The sequence below is a fragment of the Fibrobacter sp. UWB12 genome, assembly GCF_900142485.1.
In the GTDB taxonomy this organism is placed as follows: Bacteria; Fibrobacterota; Fibrobacteria; order Fibrobacterales; family Fibrobacteraceae; genus Fibrobacter.
On record NZ_FRAZ01000001.1, the window covers coordinates 36,022 to 55,687 of the forward strand.

Below are 19,666 nucleotides of genomic sequence, written 5' to 3' on the forward strand. Positions count from 1 at the left end.
ATATCCTTAATAAAGGATGAGGATCATGAGTAAACGATGTGCTTTTCTGTCTGTTGCAAGTATGTTTATACTTGTAGTTTTGGCTGCGTGTGGCTCTACACGAAATTCGTCTAGCGATGCAGAAAATCCTTTGCGTGATGGTGTTGAATACGGAACCATGACAGATAACCGTGACGGCCAAATTTATAAGACCGTGAAAATCGGCGAACAGACTTGGATGGCCGAAAACCTGAATTATAAATTCGAAAAATATTACAAGTTTATTGTATATGGAAATGGCTTTGAGGCAATGGGTGAGGAAGGATACGAAGAGGAGCGAATTTCTAGTTTTTGTTATGAAGGCTTCGTTAGCAACTGTGTCAAATTCGGATATCTTTATCCACAAAAACAGGCGGTAAATGCATGTCCTGTAGGTTGGCATCTTCCCGATACAACCGAATGGAATGCGTTGTTTTCTTTTGTCGGTGGAAAAAGTTTTGCAGGAAAAAAACTTAAATCTTCATTTGGCTGGCTGAATGGGGGTAATGGCGTAGATGATTATGGATTTTCGGTGCTTCCGGCTGGTGCAAAGGGCGGACCGAATTCTTTCGGGGATTTTTTCTCCAAAAAGGATGATGTCTATTATATTGCAGAAGAAAAGAATGCTGTATTCTGGAGCTCGGTAGATTCGAATAGTGTGTCTTTCTACTACTATAAGGATTCTATTAGTATTAATAAAAATCTTCCAGAATCTGCTTTTTCAGTTCGATGCGTGCAAAACGATAGCCTTGAATTGTCGAATTACTCAAGTTCAGAATCGGCGACAAGCTCATCGTCATCTCAAAAGGTTGAATTAGATTCTTTGGTTGATACCCGTGATGGTCAAATTTACAAGACTGTAAAATTCCGTGGTCAAGTTTGGATGGCTCAAAATCTCAATTACAAAAAAGATGAGAGTTATTGTCGGGCGAATGACGATTCGAATTGCGATAAATACGGAAGACTTTATACATGGTCGGCCGCTCAGAATGCTTGCCCTGTAGGCTGGCATTTGCCAACAAAAAGTGAATTGCAAAATTTACTGGGTAAGTGGAGACAACGTATAAGGGATGGTTGGGCTTATGTGATAAAATTGAATTTGGCAGGCAATGCGCTCAAGTCTTCTGATGGCTGGTTTAATGGACAAAATGGCTTTGATGAAATTGGCTTTGCCGCTTTGCCGGGCGGTATTCGATTTAGTGATGGCTCGTATAGCGCCGATGGTGAAAGTGCTTTCTTTTGGAGTTCCTCAGAAGAGAATGACGGTGCGTATGGATTGTCCCTGTATTATTACGATAAAGTTGATTTGGATGTTGATGACAAAAAAATTGGCATGTCTGTCCGCTGTTTAAAAGGAGAACCGGCTGTTGATTTATCCTCTAGTTCTATGGCTAAATCAAGTTCTTCTTTGAAAGTTGAGAAAGGATCTGTAACTGATTCCCGCGATGGCAGGCTGTACAAGACTGTAACTATTGGAAAGCAAACTTGGATGGCGGAAAACTTGAACTACGCAACGGTGGGTAGTTTCTGTTACCAGAATGAATATCGTAATTGCGCTAAGTATGGTCGTCTTTATACGTGGGCTTCTGCGGTAGATAGCGTAAACATTCTCCGTGCAACAGGCAAAGAATGTGGTTACGATAGACGTTGTTCGCTAACAAAACTAGTACAAGGCGCTTGCCCTGCTGGGTGGCATTTGCCGACGAAGGCTGAATGGGATACGTTGAAGAGAGTTGTTGCCCCCAATAGAGTGTATTTGTTGAAGTCTAGGGAAGGCTGGATAAATGGTAATGGTAGGGATGTTTATGGATTTTCGGCGCTTCCGGCTGGGGATAAGGATATTGACGGTACTTATCTTATGGGGTATATCGCTGCTTTTTGGAGTTCTTCAGAAGAAGATGTGACTAGAGCTTGGTATGAGAGAATGCAAAACGATTTTTCTTCGCCGTATGAGTTTGAAGAAAAAAATCGTGGATTTTCAGTGCGTTGCGTCAAGGATGAAATTACATCGGAAAGTGAAAGAAAAACGGATACTGAAATTTTGTCATCATCTTCGGTGCATGTTGAATATGGTTCTATGACGGATGAGCGTGACGGTCAGACCTATAAGACTGTGAGAATTGGTTCGCAGACGTGGATGGCGGAAAACTTGAATTACGAGATGGAAAATAGCAGTTGCGAAAGGGATACTCTTCCTTCTTGTGCTGAGTATGGACGCTATTACAAATGGGCTGCGGCAAAGAATGCTTGCCCTGCGGGCTGGCATTTACCTGATTCTGTAGAATGGAATACTTTATTTGCAACTGTGGGTGGTGATTCCGTGGCGGGCCGAACGCTTCATGCCGTGCCTAGCAATAAATGTGGTCGGATTGTAGGTTGGTCAAAATGTTCATCGGGCTTGGAATGGAATTTTGGCATTTCCCATCGGTTTGAAGAAAAAACACCGCGCATTAAGCTTGCGGATCGTTTTGGGTTCACGGTGCTTCAATCAGGTCTCAAGGAGTACGAAACTCCACAAAAATCCAAAGAAAAATCAATGCCTCGTCGCCATAGCAAAAGAAAATATGGAGATTTCGGTTATGCGAATTTCTGGAGTTCTACGGATCACTCGTTTGTAATTCTTGATAGTGAAAATCCTGTAAAATGGGGGGAAGACAAGGATTCTTATGAAATCCCGATTCGATGTGTTTTAGATAGTGAACCGCCTGTGGCAAAATCAAAAAAGGCGAAACCAGTTCGTAAAAAGAAGGCGACGATACTCGGCTCTGCAACGGTATCTCCATTGAATGTTGTTAAAGATTCTTTGGTGGATGGTCGTGATGGCAAAATCTACAAGACTGTGAAAATAGGTAAACAGACCTGGATGGCTGAAAATCTGAATTACAAAACAACGGATAGCTATTGCCTTGGAGATAGTCTGGAAAATTGTGCTAAGTATGGTCGCCTTTATAAAGGGAATGCCGCAAATGAAGCATGTCCAGGCGGGTGGCATTTGTCCACTCGTGCGGAATGGGAAAATCTGTTCAAATCAGTGGGTGGACCACTTATAGCCGGATATAAGCTTAAAGATGCCCAAAGCTGGTATAACGACCGTAAAAGTAAAGATGAATATGGATTTTCGGTACTTCCTGGGGCAAAAAGAAATGAAATGGGAGAATATTTCAAGGGTGGACTTGATGCATATTTCTGGACTCCAGAAAAACACTTGTATTGGTCTGATCGCTACCCGAAATATGATGTTGTGCATTTTGATTATGTGACTTCTGTAGCTTCTGTTATTGGAGCGTCCGTTATAGAATTTTCTTTTTCTTTGTCTAGTGATGAACGCGAAGCGCACTCCGTTCGCTGTGTCATGAATGATGTGGATGCTGTAGAGTCTTCTTCCTCGAAAATGTCTTCTAGTTCGTTTGCGAAATCAAGTAGCTCTTCTTCATCTTTTTCTGTTGTTTCTCCTTCAAGTGTAATCAAGGGGACTATGATCGATTCTCGCGACAATCAAGTTTATCAAACGGTGACTGTAGGCACGCAGACTTGGATGGCTCAAAACTTGAACTATCAAACTGCCAATAGCTATTGCTATAAGGGTGAACTAGATAAATGTGCTGAATACGGTCGCTTTTATACTTGGGCAGTTGCTATGGATAGCGTAGGTGAATTTAGCCCCAATGGTAAAGGTTGTGGCTACATGGTGGATGATGAAAAATGTAAACCGAAGGGTCATGTACGAGGAATTTGTCCTGAAGGTTGGCATTTGCCGTCTTTTGGAGAATGTAATGATTTTATAGGTGGTGTCGGTGGTAAGTTTGTGGCTGGTAAAATGCTTCGTTCAACGGTTGGTTGGAAAGACAATGGAAATGGCTCGGATGATTATTCGTTCTCAGCACTCCCTACTGGGCTTAGGGATGGCAAAGGTAACTTTAAATACACCGGCGAAACGGCTGGCTTTTGGACTTCTACGGAATCGCGTGAACGTAAATCCTATCTTCTGCTTATGTATAGCGGTATCGAAAGTGTCGAACTTGATGGTTACAGGGACAGTTTTGAAAAAAATTATGGAGCAAATATTCGTTGCATCAAGGATTAAGTTATGAGTAAACGTGTTGCGTTAATTGCTTTTGTTTTTTGCTCTGTTTTTGCAACGCTTGTCGCCTGCAGTTCTTCTAAAAATGCAACGGTGGTTTCTGATGATGCTGCTGCAAAATCAGAAACGTCATCTCGCGAGATTCTTGTGGACTCTCGCGATGGTCAAGTCTATAGGACCATGAAAATAGGTGAGCAAACATGGATGGCCGAAAATTTGAACTATAAAACGGATGGCAGTGAATGCCTAAATAATCTCGACGTTAATTGCGCTCGATTTGGACGTTTATACGAATGGGGCAATGCTATGGATAGTTCTGCGGTATTTGCAAAAAATGGTGAAGGCTGTGGACTATGGGTATCGTGTTCTCCGACTTATCCGGTGCGTGGAATTTGCCCTGCGGGCTGGCATCTACCTTCTCACGATGAATGGAAAAAGTTGATTTCTTTATTAGATAAAAAAGATACGGTGGGGTTTGTGCCCAGGTTGATGAATGAGCGTAGAATATATAAAGATGTTGGCTTTTGGAGTTCTACCATATATGATGAAGATCGGGCGTATAGGTTGTTTTCCTATAATAACGATATGTCTTTAGACAAACATTCTAAGTATATGGATAATTACATTCGTTGCATAATGGATGAAGATGGACAAGGAATTCCGACGTCGTCATTATTGCGCACAGAACATTCTATGGTTGATTCCCGCGATGGTCATGTGTATAGAACAGTAAATATAGGCGACCAAACATGGATGGCCGAAAATTTAAGCTATGACATGGCGGGCTCTGAATGTTGGGCTGATGATAGTACGTGCGATGTACGAGGTCGTTATTACGGATGGGATAATGCGAAAAATGCATGTCCTGTAGGTTGGCATTTGCCGTCAATTGCGGAATGGTATACCTTGTTCTCTGCTGTTGGGGGGCAACGTGTAGCGGGTAAGACGCTCAAGGCTAAAACAGGTTGGGATCGTTGCGACGATTGTGAAGATGAATATGGATTTTCTGCAATGTCTACAGGTATTGCTTATTCAACGGTTCAAGTCTCTGATGGAAATGCAGATTTTTGGAGCTTTGCAGAAAGTGATTCAAACCATGCATATTTCATGTCCTTGGCTTTCTATACGGATATGGCGAATATTATCGACCAGGATTATTCGGCGCGGTCTTCGATTCGTTGCGTTAAGGATGGTGCTAGAGAAAAGGTTAATCCCGCAAGCTTACCGGTGAAAGTCGAAAAAGGTGTTGAGTCCTTTATGACGGACAAACGTGACGGACAAACTTATAAAACCATAAAAATTGGTGAACAGACGTGGATGGCGGAGAATTTGAATTATGATGTTCCCGGTAAAAGTTATTGCTATGGCAAAATTCCGAGTAACTGTGCCAAGTACGGTCGTCTTTACGAGGAACGCGTGGCTATGGAAGTTTGCCCTGCAGGTTTTCATTTGCCGTCTCCATCGGAATGGGAAACGTTATTCAATGCGGTCGGTGGACAATTTATGGCGGGAAGTGTACTAAAGTCTAAAACCGGCTGGATAAATGATGGAAATGGAATGGATCCGTTTGGATTTTCGGCAATTCCCGCTGGCTATGGCTCTAGTGTTGATAGGGAAGAAGGCAAGTCTGCCAATTTTTGGTGCTCTCAGGAGCCTGATGATGAAAATTTCTATTACGTGAAATTGAAACACGATGCCTTTAATGTTGATATGAATCATTCCAACAACAAGGCTTATTCCGTTCGCTGCGTGATGGATTAGAGGAATAGACTATGAGGTCACTTTGTTCTCTTTTATCTGTTGTTTTCTTGCTCTTGCCTGCTGTTCTTGCATACGGCTCCATGAAAGACCCGCGTGATGGTCAAATATATAAGACAACCCAAATTGGCAATCAAATCTGGATGGCTGAAAATCTGAATTTTGGCGGAACATGTTATGATAATCATGTTTACAATTGCATAAAATATGGCAGCCTTTATACTTGGAACGAGGCGAGGAGCGTTTGCCCGGCTGGATGGCATTTGCCGTCGCGAATGGAATGGGATTTCTTGATGGATCAAGTGGGGGGAACATCGTTAGCCGCAAAAATGCTCAAGTCTGCAAAGGGCTGGATCCATGAAGGCGATGGTCTTGATAATTTCGGTTTTCAAGCGATTCCTGCGGGTTATGATTTTGTTGTTAAAACAAAAGCTAGCCGTATTTTCGATGCTAAGGAACGCAATGCGCTTTTTTGGAGTTCTACAGATAGTAATAAAGACGATGCGTATGCCGTTTTTCTGTCTTATTCCAGCGACAGTGTAGAATTTATTGCCGATTATAAAAAACTTGGTCTATCGGTTCGCTGTGTTATGAACAATGCGGAGAACCATTTTGTTGAAGCCGATAGCTTGCCGCAACAAGTTCCTCTCGCTTCATCGAGTTCTGCGATTTCTGTAGTCAATCCGAACTTTATTCCAAAAGATTCGTCTAAGGTTCAAGAAGTTTTCGTCGATTCTCGCGATGGTCATGTTTACAAGACGGTCACGATGGGTTTACGGACTTGGATGGCTGAAAACTTGAATTACAAGACTGCCAATAGTTCGTGTGCTGATGAAAGCGATAGCGCCTGTTCTCTAGGCCGCCTTTACACATGGGCCGATGTGATGAATGTGTGTCCTGATGGCTGGCATTTGCCGATGCAAGAAGATTTGAATATCCTGTTTTATGCCGTAATTGATTCTGCTTATGCAGGCAATGCTTTCAAGTCGACAGTAGGTTGGTTTAATCGTGGGAATGGCTGGGATGCTTATGGGTTCAATGCGATTCCTATTCATGGCAATGGACGTTATGCATTTTTTTGGAGTTCTCAAGAACATTCGGCTGATGATGCGTATAGTTTATTCTTGATTTATTATGACAAGGGCGCTCGTCGTGTAATTGATTACAAGGGGAGGGCTTTGTCTGTCCGTTGTGTGAAAGATGTTTTCAAAGGAACTTTAACGGATTCACGGGATGGCCGAAGCTATAGGACAGTGACGATTGGCTCCCAAACTTGGATGGCTGAGAACTTAAATTACGATACCTGTTTTACTTTTTGTTATGACAAAAATTTTGACGGTTGTTCGAAATATGGCCGCCTTTATTTAGAAAGTACCGCAAAAAACGTATGCCCGACGGGTTGGCATTTACCGACTGATTCGGAATGGAAAACTTTATTTAAGGCGGTAGGGGGACTGTCTTTGGGAAAAGACTCTTTCTCGGTTGTTGGCCGAGCGCTCAAGTCTAAGACGGGTTGGGAAAAGTACGAAAAGAAATTCGGAGAGAAGATTGTTATAAATTGTGAATATTGTACGGATGATTATGGATTTTCGGCGTTTCCTGCGGGTAAGGCTTTTTTCATAGGGACTCCAGATATTTGGAAAGTGAAAATAGAGGACTATGAGGCTGAAACTAAGAATACTCGGTTCTGGAGTGTAGGGAATGGAGATATGCGCTCGTCTGATTCCAAGTCTTTTGTAGAACTGATTCACGATAGCGAAAATGCGTATTTGCGTCACGATGGTGATAGTACTTTTATGAATTCGGTTCGTTGCATAAAGGATTAATAAAATGATTATGGATAAACGAATCGTTAAGTTCTTTTTTATTTGCGCTCTTGCTTTTGTGATGCTTGATGCCTGCAGTGCTACAAAAAATTTGTCTAGTGATGAAATTGCTGAATCGCCTTCCTATGTTATGAATAACGCTGGTGAATTTTTTACGGATTCCCGCGATGGACAGGTGTACCGAATGGTGAACATTGGCGGGCAAACTTGGATGGCGGAAAATTTGAATTACAAGATGGAAAAAAGCTATTGCTACGATGACCATCCGAGTAATTGCATTAAGTATGGGCGTCTTTACACGTGGGGCGCTGCGATGAATCTTACTGATTCGCTTTGTGTAAGAAGCAAGCGTTGTAGAGACTCTGTCTCGGCTTTTGCTGTACAAGGTGCATGCCCCATAGGTTGGCATTTGCCAACGGAAACAGAATGGGATACTCTATTGACCTATGTGCGAGGCAGGGGTGATCTGTTGTCATCGGGACCGGAAGCGGGCTGGACTAAATGCAAACAAAATTACCGTTTCTGTTTTGATATTTTGGGTGAAGATAAATATGGCTTTGCGGCGTTACCTGCAGGTGGCTTGAACTTTTTTGGTTATGAAAATGAAGGTAAAATAGCTGTTTTTTGGGGACCGCGTGGTGCGATACGCTTGGTAAAACAGTGCAAATTGCAAACGAAATGCCGTTGTTGTCCAGAATATGTTTTTTGTAGCTACGAAGTGAGCCCCGTTTGGGGAGGAACTAGCGATGCGTTTTCGGTTCGTTGCCTTAGGGATGAACCTTTACAAAAAACTGAAGTGATGGTTGATGAATCTATCTCCGATAAAGAGATGATTCCAGATTCTATCGCAAAGGAATTGTCTGTATGCCCTAAAAACGATGATGATGGTTCTTCTGATTATGAATTGGATGATTTATAGGGGGTGATTCCTCGGTCGTGCCAACTATATTTATATTTGTAGTCACAACAAGGAGTTTTTATGGCTGAAATCGGTACACCTCTTAGTTCTACCGCAACAAAGGTTCTCTTTTGCGGTTCTGGCGAATTGGGCAAGGAAGTCATCATCGAGATGATGCGTCTTGGCGTTGAAGTGATTGCTGTAGACCGTTACGCCAACGCTCCGGGCATGCAGGTGGCTCATCGCAGCTACGTGATCAACATGCTTGATGGCAAGGAACTCCGCGCCGTCATTGAAAAGGAAAAACCGGATTACATCGTGCCGGAAGTCGAAGCGATTGCAACGGACACGCTCGTGGAACTTGAAAAGGAAGGCTACAACGTCATTCCGACAGCAAAGGCCACCAAGCTTACGATGAACCGTGAAGGCATCCGCCGCTTGGCTGCCGAAGAGCTCGGACTCAAGACGAGCCCGTACCGCTTTGCCGATAACTACGAAGATTTCAAGGCTGCGGTCAAAGAAATCGGTATCCCGTGCGTTGTAAAGCCGGTGATGAGTTCTTCCGGTCATGGTCAGAGTGTCATCAAGACCGAAGCCGACGTTGAAAATTCCTGGAACATTTCCCAGACGGGTGGTCGCACTGGTGCTGCTAGCCGCGTGATTGTCGAAGGCTTTGTGCCGTTCGATTACGAAATTACTTTGCTCACGGTTCGCCATGTGGGCGGCACCAGCTTCTTGGAACCGATTGGTCACCACCAGGTGGGTGGCGACTATCAGGAATCTTGGCAGCCGCAGCCGATGAAGCCGGAACTCTTGGAACAGGCAAAGGTCATTGCGAAGAAAGTCACGGACGCTCTTGGCGGTCGCGGCATCTTTGGTGTGGAATTGTTTGTCTGCAAGGACGAAGTCTTGTTCAGCGAAGTTTCTCCGCGTCCGCACGATACGGGCATGGTGACGCTCATTTCTCAGGACCTTTCTGAATTTGCATTGCACGCCCGCGCTATTCTCGGTCTCCCGATTCCGAACATCGCTTTCCACGGCCCGAGCGCATCAAAGGCAATCGTCGTCGATGGCAATTCTGACCATGTGAAGTTCAGCGGTCTCGAAGAAGTTCTTGCAGAACCGGATACGGGCCTTCGCTTGTTCGGAAAGCCGGAACTCAAGGGTCACCGCCGTATGGGCGTTCTCCTTGCTCGTCGCGACACAGTCGAAGAAGCCAAGGCAACTGTCATGGCTATGCGCGAAAAAGTGAAAGTTAGTTTGTAGGTTTTAGGTGGTAGGTTGTAGGTTCTAGGAAAAAACACGGGCTTAAGCCCGTTTGTAATGGGGCGGCGGAGCCGCGATAATTTACCTAAAACCTAATCCCTAATACCTGCTGCCTAATAAATCACTTTCCCTAGTGCGATAACTGCGGCTGTTCTTGCTCGCAAGCGAGTGTTGCCGAGATTCAGTAAATGGACCTTCCCGTTCTGGAAGGTCTTTATTGCTTCTATTTCGCGTGGAGAAAATCCGCCTTCGGGGCCTACAAGTAAAGTAACCGGCTTGGCGGGCACATTGTTTGCTGTGTTCTCGGAACTGTTCGCGTTTTCCCCTAAACCCAAATCCAATTTGCGTTCCCCGTCGATGTCGCAGAGAATCAAGTCGCCTTGATAATCCTTGAGCCACTTGCTGAATTCAATTGGGCCCTCGATGCGTGTCATCCAGGCTTTCTTGGATTGCTTTAAACTCACGAGACTCTTGAGTTCTGAACGGCGCACGAGCTTGTGCAAGTCGGAATTCTTGGGTTCCTGCGAATAGTCTGTACGTAAAAAGACGATGCTGTCCGTTTCTGTTTGCGCTACATGAAAAACGACTTCTTCGAGCGCATCGTCCTTGAGGCAAGCGATGCCGAGATTCAAGCGCGGACGTTTGAACGGCGCGTCTTCGACTTTGTCGACTTGCACTTCGCAGGCCTTGGAGTCTGCCTTGGTGATTGTTGCATCGGCATAATGCCCGAGTCCGTCGCAGAGCTGTAGAATGTCGCCATTTGCGGCACGGCATACGCGCACGGCATGGCTACTTTCGTTTTCATCCAGGACAATGGTGCCCTCAGTAATTAACGGGCAATAGAAACGGCTATCGGGAGTTTTCATGGCTGTAAAAATAGCAAACCAAACTACAAATCACTATAGACCAATGACTAGCGACTCGAGACTAAAGACTAAATTTCTATATTACATCCCGTGAAAAGTCCTGTAAAAGCTGTTGTTTTTGATTTAGACGGAACTCTTTATTTGAGCGGTCGCCCGTATCCGGGTGCGGTTGAAACTGTCAATCGCGTGGCAAAGCGCGTGCCGGTCTATTACTTGAGCAACAACACGAGTAAATCTCCGGTCTTTTACGAGAATCGCCTCAAGGTTATGGGGCTTCCGCTTGCAAAGGACTCCATCATTTCGGCGCTGTACCTCTCGCTCGATGCGATTCACGAACGCAAAATCAAGAACGTCTTTTTCTTTGCGAATCCGGAAGTGTACGAATGGTTCGCGGCGCAGGACCCGAGCCTCAATTTACGCCCGTCGGTCGAAGAAACTGAACTGGTGCTTGTCGCTTATCACAACAGCTTTGATTATCGCGAACTTTGCGAACTCTCCTTTAGAGTGCAGCGTGGGATCCCGTTCTGGGTGACGCATACGGATTTTGTCTGCCCTGATGAACGCGGCCCCGTGCCCGATATCGGTAGCTTCATGGCTCTCCTCAAGACGGCTTACGGTGTCGAACCCGAGATGAGTTTTGGCAAGCCGAATCCGGCGATGCTTTCGGGACTTTTGAAACTTTACCGCCCCGAAGAAATCTTGTTCGTGGGGGACCGTCTTTATACGGACTTTGAACTTGCCAAGCGCTCCGGTTGCCGTTTTGTGCTGCCGTTGTGCGGAGAATCGAAAATGGCGGATGTCGAACGCCTCGACGTGAAACCTGAGTTTGTTGTCAACAACGTTAGTGAAATTGATTTTAACGCCTTTTTAGAAGGGAAAAAATAATGCGCTTTACCCGTCTTTTGTTTTTGGTCGTTGCTATTTCTGCTGCAATTGTTTTTGCTGATGATGGAAAAATTACCGTTGCTGTTTCTTTGCAACCGTATGCGACACTCGTTAAGATGGTGGGCGGTGATCGCGTGAATGTGGTGACTCTTTTGCCACCGGGTGCCGATCCGCATAACTTTGAACCGAAGCCGGCTGTAATCAAGGCGTTTTCTCTTGCCCAGGTTTATTTTTCTGATGGCTCGGGATTAGATAAAGTTTGGATGCCTCGCTTTTTGGGTGCAAATAAAAAAGTCGAAGTCGTTGATATTTCCAAGAATATCGAATGGATGAAGTCGGAACATGAAGAACATCATGGAAAGGCTCACCACCATGACGAAGAATTTGACCCGCATATTTGGACCTCTCCGCTCCGTGTGAAGTTCCTTGCCCAGAATATTTTCCATGCACTCAAGAAACTTGATCCAGGACATGATATTTATTATATCAATCAAATCCAGGCTGTTCAGAACCAGTTAACGTCTATTGCTCGTACCTTGAAAGAAACCGTTATCGATATGCCGTTGAATCGCCGGTCTTTTATTGTGTTCCATCCGTCGTATGGATATTTGGCCAAGGATTTCGGGCTTAAGCAATATGCAATCGAAGTGAATGGCAAGGAACCTAAACCGAGAGATTTGGCAAACCTTATCATGATGGGCCGCAAAAATGGCGTAAAGGCCGTGTTTGTGCAACCGGAATTCAGCAAGCGTGCTGCAGAAACGATTGCAAAGGATTTGGGCGCTGTCGTTGTTGAAACGGATCCGCTCGCCGCTGACTTTATTGGCAATACGCAAAAGTTTATTGACGCACTCAAACAGGCTGGCAAAAAGTAATGTCTGCTATCGACATCAAAGATCTTTCTTTTGGCTATGGAAAGTCGCCCGTACTGACGGACGTGAATCTTTCTATTGACGAAAATGACTTTGTTGCAATTATCGGGCCGAATGGCGGTGGCAAATCCACGTTGATGAGGCTGATGGTCGGGCTCTTGAAGCCGACTTCTGGAAGTGTGCGCTTGTTTGGCGAAAAGGTTCCGACGAAAAAGGTTGCTGTCGGTTACGTTCCGCAGAATACGAACAAGAATATTGATTTCCCGATTACGGTGGGCGAGTGCGTTGCTACAGGCAAACTGAGACTTTCCCCGAAATCGGACGAAGTGAAGGCTGCGCTTGACCGCGTGCATATTGGCGGCTATCTGGACCGTCGCTTGGGTGAACTGAGTGGCGGTGAACGTCAGCGAGTCTTGATTGCTCGTTCTCTTGTCTGTAATCCGAAGATTCTCTTTTTGGATGAACCTTCCAATAACATTGACGTCGCTGGAATCGAAGCGCTTTATAACATGCTTGCCGAATTCAGTGAAACGATGACAATTGTGATAGTGACACACGACCTGATGGCGCTCTCGCACAAGGTAAAGAGTGTCGTTTGCGTGAACCATTCTGTTCACTATCACGAGGGTGGTAACCTGACCGAAGAAATGCTCCACCGCACGTATGGCTGCGAAGTGGATTTGATTGCCCACGGGGTGCCGCATCGCGTTCTCGGGAGCCATGACCATACCCATGGCGGTTGCTGCGAACATCATCATACTGGTCATTAGTCATTGGTCTTTAGTCATTGGTTTTTGGCATTGGATCTGTTTATGACTGTAACGATGGGGAATGGGCTCGGCGCTTTGCGTCTTTGGGGTCGTTTCTCGTTCTGGATGACGGGGGCGTTTCTAATAACTATTGACTAGTGACTAATAACCTTAAAATCCTAACTCTTGCCCCTAACACCTTAAAGAATAATGTTATAATTGTATAGTACTTGTGTTTCATTGGAGGTAAAAATGAGTGCAGAAGTCGAAGATTTGACCGTCGAATACACCGACGAAGAAACCGGCGAAGTCGTCATCAAGGAATTGAGCAAGGAAGTCCTGTCGAAGGGCGCCTGGCCGACCGTGATGTTCTTCTATCAGGACCGCGATCCGAAAACGGGTGAATTCAGCGAACCGAAAGTTTCTCTGCGCCGTTACCGAAAAATGCAAGGCATGTTCAAGCCCCAAGGCAAGTTCAAGATTACAGGCAAGGCGCAAGCCGAAGCCATTATCAACGTATTAAAAAAGTGGTATAACATTTAATGCCAGACCCTGCTAGTAAAAAGAAGAATTACAATATCGAATTCCTGTGCGAGGGGAATATCGAATCCTTCCCGTGGAAGGATAAGTTCGAAGCTATGGCCCGCAAGCTCCTTGCCGAAGAAGGCACGGAAAATAACGTCAATATCGTGCTCTGCACGGACGAGTTCGTTCGCGAGATGAACAAGAACTATCGCGGGCTCGACAAGGTGACGGACGTGCTTTCGTTCGAATGGCACGAAGAAATCCCGGGTGAGGAAGAAATGCTCGGCGAAATCTACATCGCGAGGGACCAGGTCAAGCGCCAGGCCCCGCAGTACGGCAACAGTTTTTTTGCCGAGATGAAGCGCGTGATTGTTCACGGACTGCTCCACCTGTCGGGGTACGACCACATCAAGGCTGCCGACCGCAAGGTGATGCGTGCCCGCGAATGTGAGTTCTTGGGACTGGATCCATACAAGGACAAGGAGAGCATGGAAAATGGGTGATACGAACACCATTGCTATTGTTCTTCTCGTTTTCTTTCTTTTTATTTCGGCGTCTTTTACTTTGGTCAAGGCTGTCTTTGCAGCCATTTATGCCAAGCGTGAAGACCATGACCGTACGGATCGCGAAGCAAAGATTGCAAAGATCGTTGAAAACCGCGGTTACAACGAAACCGTCTCCATTGGCCGAATTTTTTCGGACGTGGGAATCGGCGTGTTCGGATTTTATCTGTTCTCGAATGCCCCGTGGCAGTGGACTCACGATTTTTGGTTGCTCGGAATCATGGCGTACATGCTTTGCGCTTGTGCCGTGATTTATGTGGTGACTATTTTCTGCCCGAACTTGATTGGTAACTTGAAACCGGATACTTTGTCCGTTGTTCTTGTGCCGTTGTACAGGCTTATCCGCATGCCGTTCGTACCGGTGGGTCGCGTTTGCCATACTATTTACCTCAAGTTGTTGAACGCTCTGGGTTACGATGCAAAGCTCAGCTTCTTGCCCGAAGAACGCCGTGATGCTGTACAGGCAGACCTTTCGGATTCTTCGCTCAGTGAAGAAGGGCTTGAAAAAGAAGAACGCCAGATGATCCTCAATATCTTCGACTTCGTGGAAACTCCGGTGCGCGAAATCATGACGCCGCGTGTGGACATGTGTGCCATCGATGTGGACACGTCGCTTGAGGATTTGGTGAAGGTCTTGAACAACGAACGCCATTCTCGCTTGCCGGTTTACAAGGAAACGGTCGACAACATTGTCGGTATCCTTTCGAACCGTGACTTCTTGGAATGGTACACGGAACATCGCGACGAACCGTTTGACTTGATGAAGCTCGTGATGCCGCCGGTCTACGTGCCGTACCACAAGAAGATTGATGACCTGTTGACGGAACTCCGCAAGACGGGTAACCAGCTCGCGATTGTCGTGGACGAATACGGTGGCACGGCTGGTCTTGTGACGCTCGAAGACATTCTCGAAGAAATCGTCGGTGAAATCCGCGATGAAGACGACATGGACGAAGACGAGGACGTGCAGAAGTTGAAGGACGGGCGCTACATTCTCGATCCGCTGATGACGCTCTCGGATTTGGAATACGAACTCGATGTGGAACTCAAGCCGCCTGAGAATTCCCACGTGGAAACGCTTTCCGGCCTCATCCAGGCAACGCTTGGAATCATCCCGTCGCCGGGCGCCGAAGTCAAGATTCAGGGTTACACGTTCCGCGTTTTGCGCATGGACGGCACCCGCATGGAAAAGGTCATGATGATTCTCCCTGCCGGCGTGAAAGGCCCCAAGACGCAAAGTCTCCATAAAGTGTAAGTCATATGTCATGCCCGCCTTGAGCGGGCATCTCCATTAAAAAATAAAAAGCTCGCGACCTTTGGAATCGCGAGCTTTTTCTGTAGATATTTAAGGTTTAGTCAATAGCTTTTAGTCAATGGTCATTAGTTTTTTAATCGCGACGAAGTCGCCAAACTATAAACTAAAAACTAATGACTAACGGCCGATGACCGCTACAGTTCTTCTACGGCGTCGGCTCTCAGGTTCAGCACGATGTGTTCCTGGCGCATAGGCGTGTTGTTGCCCATGTAGTATTCCAGCATCTTGCCGAGCGAGGCGTCGGGCGGGATGCTCACCGTTTCAAGGCGCATGTCCTCGTTGATGAACTGTCCGAATTCTTCCGGGCTGATTTCGCCAAGACCTTTGAATCGAGTGATTTCGAGACCGGTCTTGCCGATTTCCTTTGCGGCCTTGTCGCGTTCGACTTCGTCGTAGCAGTACTTGGTCACCTGCTTGTTACGCACGCGGAAAAGCGGTGTCTGCAAGATGTACAGGTGCTTCTGTTCCACAAGTTCCGGGAAGAACTGCAAGAAGAATGTCATGAGCAAAAGACGAATATGCATACCGTCCACATCAGCATCGGTCGCGATAATCACTTTGTCGTAACGCAAGTTCTCGAGACCGTTTTCGATGTCGAGTGCATGTTGCAACAAGTTAAATTCTTCGTTCTCGTACACGACCTTCTTCGTCATGCCAAAGCTGTTGAGCGGCTTACCGCGGAGGCTAAACACAGCTTGCGTCTGCACGTTGCGGGCCTTGGTGATAGAGCCGGATGCGGAGTCACCTTCTGTAATGAATATCATCGATTCGCGGTTGAGCGCGTTTTTGACGTCGGTGAGGTGAATCTTGCAGTCGCGCAGCTTGCGGTTGTGCAAGTTCGCCTTTTTCGCACGTTCGTTGGCGAGCTTCTTGATGCCTGCGATTTCCTTGCGTTCGCGTTCGTTCTGCGTGATGCGGTTGAGCAAAGCCTTTTCAGTTTCCGGATTCTTGTGCAAGTAGTTGTCGAACTGGCTTGCGACGTAATCTACGACCCAGGAGCGCAGCTGGGCACCACCCGGAGCGACCGTTGTAGAACCGAGCTTTGTCTTTGTCTGGGATTCGAACACCGGTTCCTGGATGCGTACGGAAATGGCTCCGATGATGCAGTTACGTACGTCAGACGGATCGAGGTCCTTCTTGAAGTGGTCGCGGGCGCCCTTGACGATGCCTTCGCGGAATGCCTGCTGGTGTGTACCGCCCTGCGTGGTGTGCTGGCCGTTCACAAAGCTGTAGTAATGTTCACCGTACTGGTTGCCGTGCGTGAAGGCACATTCGATATCCTTGTCCTTGAAATGAATCACCGGATAGCGGATGGTGTCGTCCACATGCTTGTTCAAAAGGTCCAAAAGGCCGTTCGGGCTTGTGTAGACCTTGTCGTTCATCACGAGCTGGAGGCCGTTGTTCAAGTACGCGTAGTTCCAGACCTTCTCTTCCATGTAGGCCGGAAGGAAGCGGTAGTTCTTGAAAATATCGGCATCCGGTTCAAAGTAAATCTCGGTACCGTTCTTTTCGGTTGTTGCACATTCCTTGTAGTCCTGCACAAGCACACCGCGGCAGAATTCAGCCTGCTTCATGCGGCCGTCGCGGAAACTCTTGACGATGAACTTTGTGGAAAGGGCGTTCACGGCCTTTGTACCCACACCGTTCAAACCAACCGACTTCTGGAACGCTTCGGAATCGTACTTACCACCCGTGTTAATCTTCGATACGCAGTCGATGACCTTGCCGAGAGGAATACCACGACCGTAGTCGCGCACGCGTGCTGCGTGGTCGTCGATATCAATTTCAATTTTTTTGCCCGCACCCATCACGAATTCGTCGATGGAGTTGTCGATAATTTCCTTGACGAGCACGTAAATGCCGTCGTCCGGGCTCTGTCCGTCGCCAAGCTTACCGATGTACATGCCGGGACGCAGACGTATATGTTCATGCCACTCTAGGGATTTGATGCTGTCTTCTGTATATTTCGTAGCTGCCATTAATCAATCTCTTTAAAATTCAATTCCATATATAGCAAACGATTTTCTCAGCAACCTCAATGGGGCTTTTTCGCGTTAGCTATGATCGTCATGCAAATATATAAAAATTTTGAATACTGCACATTAGAGCATTTTAGAAAGTCAAAAAAACACTCTAGATGTTTTATCTAGAGTGCAAAGTCTAAGCGGGATTTTTTTAGAAGTTGATGCCCGCTTTGATTCCTAGCATCATACGCGTGTACTTGCCGTAGTATTCTTCGCCAATGCCGAATCTGAGTTCTGCGCCTGCATAGAATTGCGGAGTGAAGTTTGCAGTAAAGCCGAAGTACGGATCAAAGCCCGTTTTGCCAGTGAAGTCGTTGCTAATGCCTTCACCCTTGTAGGTGAACTTGCCGAGCAAAATGTGAGTTTGAATACCGATGTACGGAACGAATACCGGGTTGATTTCGAAATCCGCTTCTGCACCGATGTTCAATTCCCAAGGAGGATTTATTTCGTCATCGCCGGAAGTGTGGAGCTGGAGGCCTAGTTCAGAACCGAAGTTTACGATGTTTGATTTTAGGGAGAACTGGGCACCGAAGTGGAAACCGAATGCACCATCGTCGTCACATGTTTCTTTGCTGCAAGAGGGGAGAATGAAGTCCACAAATGCGTTTACGTTGGGTGTGAACTGGTAGCGGGTCATAAGCTGAATTTGGGCAAGACCTGCAACGTCATCATAGGATTCTCCATCGTATGCGGCGTAGGCGAGGAACGGAATGCCGATTGCTACTTCAAAGCTCGGTGTGATAGAATAACGGGCGCCTGCTGCAATCTGTACTTCGGAAAGTTTTTCGACATTAAAGTAAAAGAAGGCTAATTCGGCCTGGCCTCTGCCTCCTTCCAAAACCGGGAAGAAATCCCAGGTAGCAAAAGATGCGGTAGCCGTAAGTGCTGCTGCAAGTGCGATTCTTTTTAACATTATTTTCCTTCTTGTGTTTCTGGAAAGCTAATATAGTAAACAAATTCATTTTTTTTGAGCAGAAGCTAAATTAGGTGTGCTGTATTTTGTACATTATACGCATCGATGATGAAATTCAAGAAATTTATTTCGACAAGTAAAAAAAATTTGACGACAAGCATAAGTAATTTGAAGAGAAAAGATCGGCTGGTGAAATTATTCGTCACCACGACGTTTCTTTTGTATATGGTATTTTGCTATTCATGTTATAATCCCATTGAAGGCGATATCTACTCTATATACCAACATACCAAAGGGGATATAGTAGCTGGTTATGGCAAAAATGCGAAAACTTGTTACTTAGAGGGCAAGAAACTTTTTTTGGAAAGAGAAAGTCAAGACGATTCTTTTTTACATGAATTTTTTATAGGCAAAAACAGATTGTACGTATGGCATCTTCAATATCTGGATGATGATGGCGTCCGAAAGAATATTTTGACTTATAGATTTCATTTTCATGGTGGCATTGGAGCCGTTGTTCAAGGAACAAGTTTAGGGGTTGATGTAAAAGGGGATTCCGTTGAAGTCGTTTACGATGTTGAACCTTATGATGGAATCACGATTGAGCCTGGCCCTTATTCTGATAAAATCGTTGTCTTGAAGGGTAACCCTGATAGATGGGCTAGTGCTTCTCTTTGCTATATAAGGTGGTCAAATTGATAGATAAGATTATTGATAAATTTTTGACATTGATTGCCTTTATCTCTACGGCGTGTCTTGCGGTGCATGCAACTCCCTTATATCTGTTCAGAAAGGGAGCTCCTGGAGTATCATCGGAAGAGGTTGTTCCATTAGCGGAAGTTGTTGAACAGATTTTAATTAGCTCTGTTTTTGTTCTTGTGACAACTACAATGTTCCTTGCTCTATCGGTAGCATCTGTTTTATTGCTGCTTGAACTTTTTTCGGTGAAAATCAAGCCGGTGCAGAATAAGGATTGGACTGTTTTTGCGGCAGTTGGTTATGCCCCGATTTTACCCTTTGCTGTGTTGACTGCTTGGTATATTATTATGTGTTACGTGGTGATAATGCCATTGAAATATATCATTGAAAGGTTTTTCTTTTAAA

At 45.8% G+C, this 19,666-nt stretch carries 16 protein-coding genes; 13 read left to right on the plus strand and 3 right to left on the minus strand.

Going from position 1 to position 19,666, the window contains the following annotated elements; genetic code table 11:
* Positions 1-25: 25 nt before the first annotated feature.
* Genes BUA34_RS00115 through purT form a run of 5 tightly spaced genes read left to right on the plus strand, consistent with a single transcriptional unit; the run spans position 26 to position 9,847 of the window.
* Positions 26-4,102 (plus strand): FISUMP domain-containing protein, encoded by a 4,077-nt coding sequence (locus BUA34_RS00115; RefSeq protein ID WP_175545396.1) that lies wholly within the window; start codon positions 26-28, stop codon positions 4,100-4,102.
* Between the two features lie 3 nt (positions 4,103-4,105).
* Positions 4,106-5,860 (plus strand): FISUMP domain-containing protein, encoded by a 1,755-nt coding sequence (locus BUA34_RS00120; RefSeq protein WP_072826727.1) that lies wholly within the window; start codon positions 4,106-4,108, stop codon positions 5,858-5,860.
* 11 nt (positions 5,861-5,871) lie between these two features.
* Positions 5,872-7,683, plus strand: a complete 1,812-nt coding sequence (locus tag BUA34_RS00125) for an FISUMP domain-containing protein (protein ID WP_072826728.1) — start codon at positions 5,872-5,874, stop codon at positions 7,681-7,683.
* A gap of 10 nt (positions 7,684-7,693) precedes the next feature.
* Positions 7,694-8,602, plus strand: a complete 909-nt coding sequence (locus BUA34_RS00130) for an FISUMP domain-containing protein (protein WP_175545397.1) — start codon at positions 7,694-7,696, stop codon at positions 8,600-8,602.
* 60 nt (positions 8,603-8,662) lie between these two features.
* A complete protein-coding gene (gene purT / locus BUA34_RS00135) occupies positions 8,663-9,847 on the plus strand; it encodes a formate-dependent phosphoribosylglycinamide formyltransferase (protein ID WP_072826730.1) in 1,185 nt (394 codons plus the stop codon).
* A gap of 113 nt (positions 9,848-9,960) precedes the next feature.
* Here purT and BUA34_RS00140 read toward each other — a convergent pair whose 3' ends face one another.
* Complete coding sequence (locus BUA34_RS00140) at positions 9,961-10,713, minus strand: RsmE family RNA methyltransferase (protein ID WP_072826731.1); 753 nt, start codon at positions 10,711-10,713, stop codon at positions 9,961-9,963.
* 90 nt (positions 10,714-10,803) lie between these two features.
* Between BUA34_RS00140 and BUA34_RS00145 the strand changes: the two genes are divergently transcribed.
* The 6 genes from BUA34_RS00145 (at position 10,804) to BUA34_RS00170 (ending at position 15,562) form a co-directional block, all read left to right on the plus strand.
* Positions 10,804-11,598: an HAD-IIA family hydrolase gene (locus tag BUA34_RS00145; protein ID WP_072826732.1), complete on the plus strand. Its 795-nt coding sequence runs from the start codon at positions 10,804-10,806 to the stop codon at positions 11,596-11,598.
* The gene (locus BUA34_RS00150; protein ID WP_254794250.1) at positions 11,598-12,473 is read left to right on the plus strand and encodes a metal ABC transporter solute-binding protein, Zn/Mn family; all 876 of its coding nucleotides are present in this window, start codon (positions 11,598-11,600) and stop codon (positions 12,471-12,473) included. The genes BUA34_RS00145 and BUA34_RS00150 overlap by 1 nt, the downstream gene beginning before the upstream one ends.
* Positions 12,473-13,240 (plus strand): metal ABC transporter ATP-binding protein, encoded by a 768-nt coding sequence (locus BUA34_RS00155; protein WP_072826734.1) that lies wholly within the window; start codon positions 12,473-12,475, stop codon positions 13,238-13,240. Before BUA34_RS00150 ends, BUA34_RS00155 begins: the two co-directional genes overlap by 1 nt.
* Positions 13,241-13,471: 231 nt before the next feature.
* Positions 13,472-13,762 carry a hypothetical protein gene (locus tag BUA34_RS00160; RefSeq protein ID WP_072826735.1) on the plus strand — a complete coding sequence of 97 codons (291 nt, stop codon included), beginning with the start codon at positions 13,472-13,474 and terminating at the stop codon, positions 13,760-13,762.
* Entirely contained in the window at positions 13,762-14,247 is a 486-nt protein-coding gene (ybeY, locus tag BUA34_RS00165; RefSeq protein WP_072826736.1) for an rRNA maturation RNase YbeY, read from the plus strand. Before BUA34_RS00160 ends, ybeY begins: the two co-directional genes overlap by 1 nt.
* Positions 14,240-15,562, plus strand: coding sequence for a hemolysin family protein (locus tag BUA34_RS00170; RefSeq protein ID WP_072826737.1), 1,323 nt, complete (start codon positions 14,240-14,242; stop codon positions 15,560-15,562). Before ybeY ends, BUA34_RS00170 begins: the two co-directional genes overlap by 8 nt.
* 194 nt (positions 15,563-15,756) lie before the next feature.
* Here BUA34_RS00170 and BUA34_RS00175 read toward each other — a convergent pair whose 3' ends face one another.
* On the minus strand, positions 15,757-17,601 hold the full coding sequence (locus BUA34_RS00175) for a DNA topoisomerase IV subunit B (protein ID WP_072826738.1): 1,845 nt from the start codon (positions 17,599-17,601) through the stop codon (positions 15,757-15,759).
* Between the two features lie 196 nt (positions 17,602-17,797).
* Complete coding sequence (locus tag BUA34_RS00180; protein ID WP_072826739.1) at positions 17,798-18,562, minus strand: hypothetical protein; 765 nt, start codon at positions 18,560-18,562, stop codon at positions 17,798-17,800.
* Between the two features lie 105 nt (positions 18,563-18,667).
* Between BUA34_RS00180 and BUA34_RS00185 the strand changes: the two genes are divergently transcribed.
* Both BUA34_RS00185 and BUA34_RS00190 read left to right on the plus strand, forming a co-directional pair.
* Positions 18,668-19,261, plus strand: a complete 594-nt coding sequence (locus BUA34_RS00185; protein ID WP_072826740.1) for a hypothetical protein — start codon at positions 18,668-18,670, stop codon at positions 19,259-19,261.
* Complete coding sequence (locus tag BUA34_RS00190; RefSeq protein WP_139255839.1) at positions 19,258-19,665, plus strand: hypothetical protein; 408 nt, start codon at positions 19,258-19,260, stop codon at positions 19,663-19,665. The genes BUA34_RS00185 and BUA34_RS00190 overlap by 4 nt, the downstream gene beginning before the upstream one ends.
* The last annotated feature ends 1 nt before the right edge of the window (position 19,666 follow it).

Coding starts and splice junctions, on each gene's coding strand:
- BUA34_RS00115 (WP_175545396.1), top strand. CDS start 26: ATGAGTAAACGATGTGCTTTTCTGTCTGTTGCAAGTATGTTTATACTT.
- BUA34_RS00120 (WP_072826727.1), top strand. CDS start 4,106: ATGAGTAAACGTGTTGCGTTAATTGCTTTTGTTTTTTGCTCTGTTTTT.
- BUA34_RS00125 (WP_072826728.1), top strand. CDS start 5,872: ATGAGGTCACTTTGTTCTCTTTTATCTGTTGTTTTCTTGCTCTTGCCT.
- BUA34_RS00130 (WP_175545397.1), top strand. CDS start 7,694: ATGGATAAACGAATCGTTAAGTTCTTTTTTATTTGCGCTCTTGCTTTT.
- purT (WP_072826730.1), top strand. CDS start 8,663: ATGGCTGAAATCGGTACACCTCTTAGTTCTACCGCAACAAAGGTTCTC.
- BUA34_RS00140 (WP_072826731.1), bottom strand. CDS start 10,713: ATGAAAACTCCCGATAGCCGTTTCTATTGCCCGTTAATTACTGAGGGC.
- BUA34_RS00150 (WP_254794250.1), top strand. CDS start 11,598: ATGCGCTTTACCCGTCTTTTGTTTTTGGTCGTTGCTATTTCTGCTGCA.
- BUA34_RS00155 (WP_072826734.1), top strand. CDS start 12,473: ATGTCTGCTATCGACATCAAAGATCTTTCTTTTGGCTATGGAAAGTCG.
- BUA34_RS00160 (WP_072826735.1), top strand. CDS start 13,472: ATGAGTGCAGAAGTCGAAGATTTGACCGTCGAATACACCGACGAAGAA.
- ybeY (WP_072826736.1), top strand. CDS start 13,762: ATGCCAGACCCTGCTAGTAAAAAGAAGAATTACAATATCGAATTCCTG.
- BUA34_RS00170 (WP_072826737.1), top strand. CDS start 14,240: ATGGGTGATACGAACACCATTGCTATTGTTCTTCTCGTTTTCTTTCTT.
- BUA34_RS00175 (WP_072826738.1), bottom strand. CDS start 17,601: ATGGCAGCTACGAAATATACAGAAGACAGCATCAAATCCCTAGAGTGG.
- BUA34_RS00180 (WP_072826739.1), bottom strand. CDS start 18,562: ATGTTAAAAAGAATCGCACTTGCAGCAGCACTTACGGCTACCGCATCT.
- BUA34_RS00185 (WP_072826740.1), top strand. CDS start 18,668: ATGATGAAATTCAAGAAATTTATTTCGACAAGTAAAAAAAATTTGACG.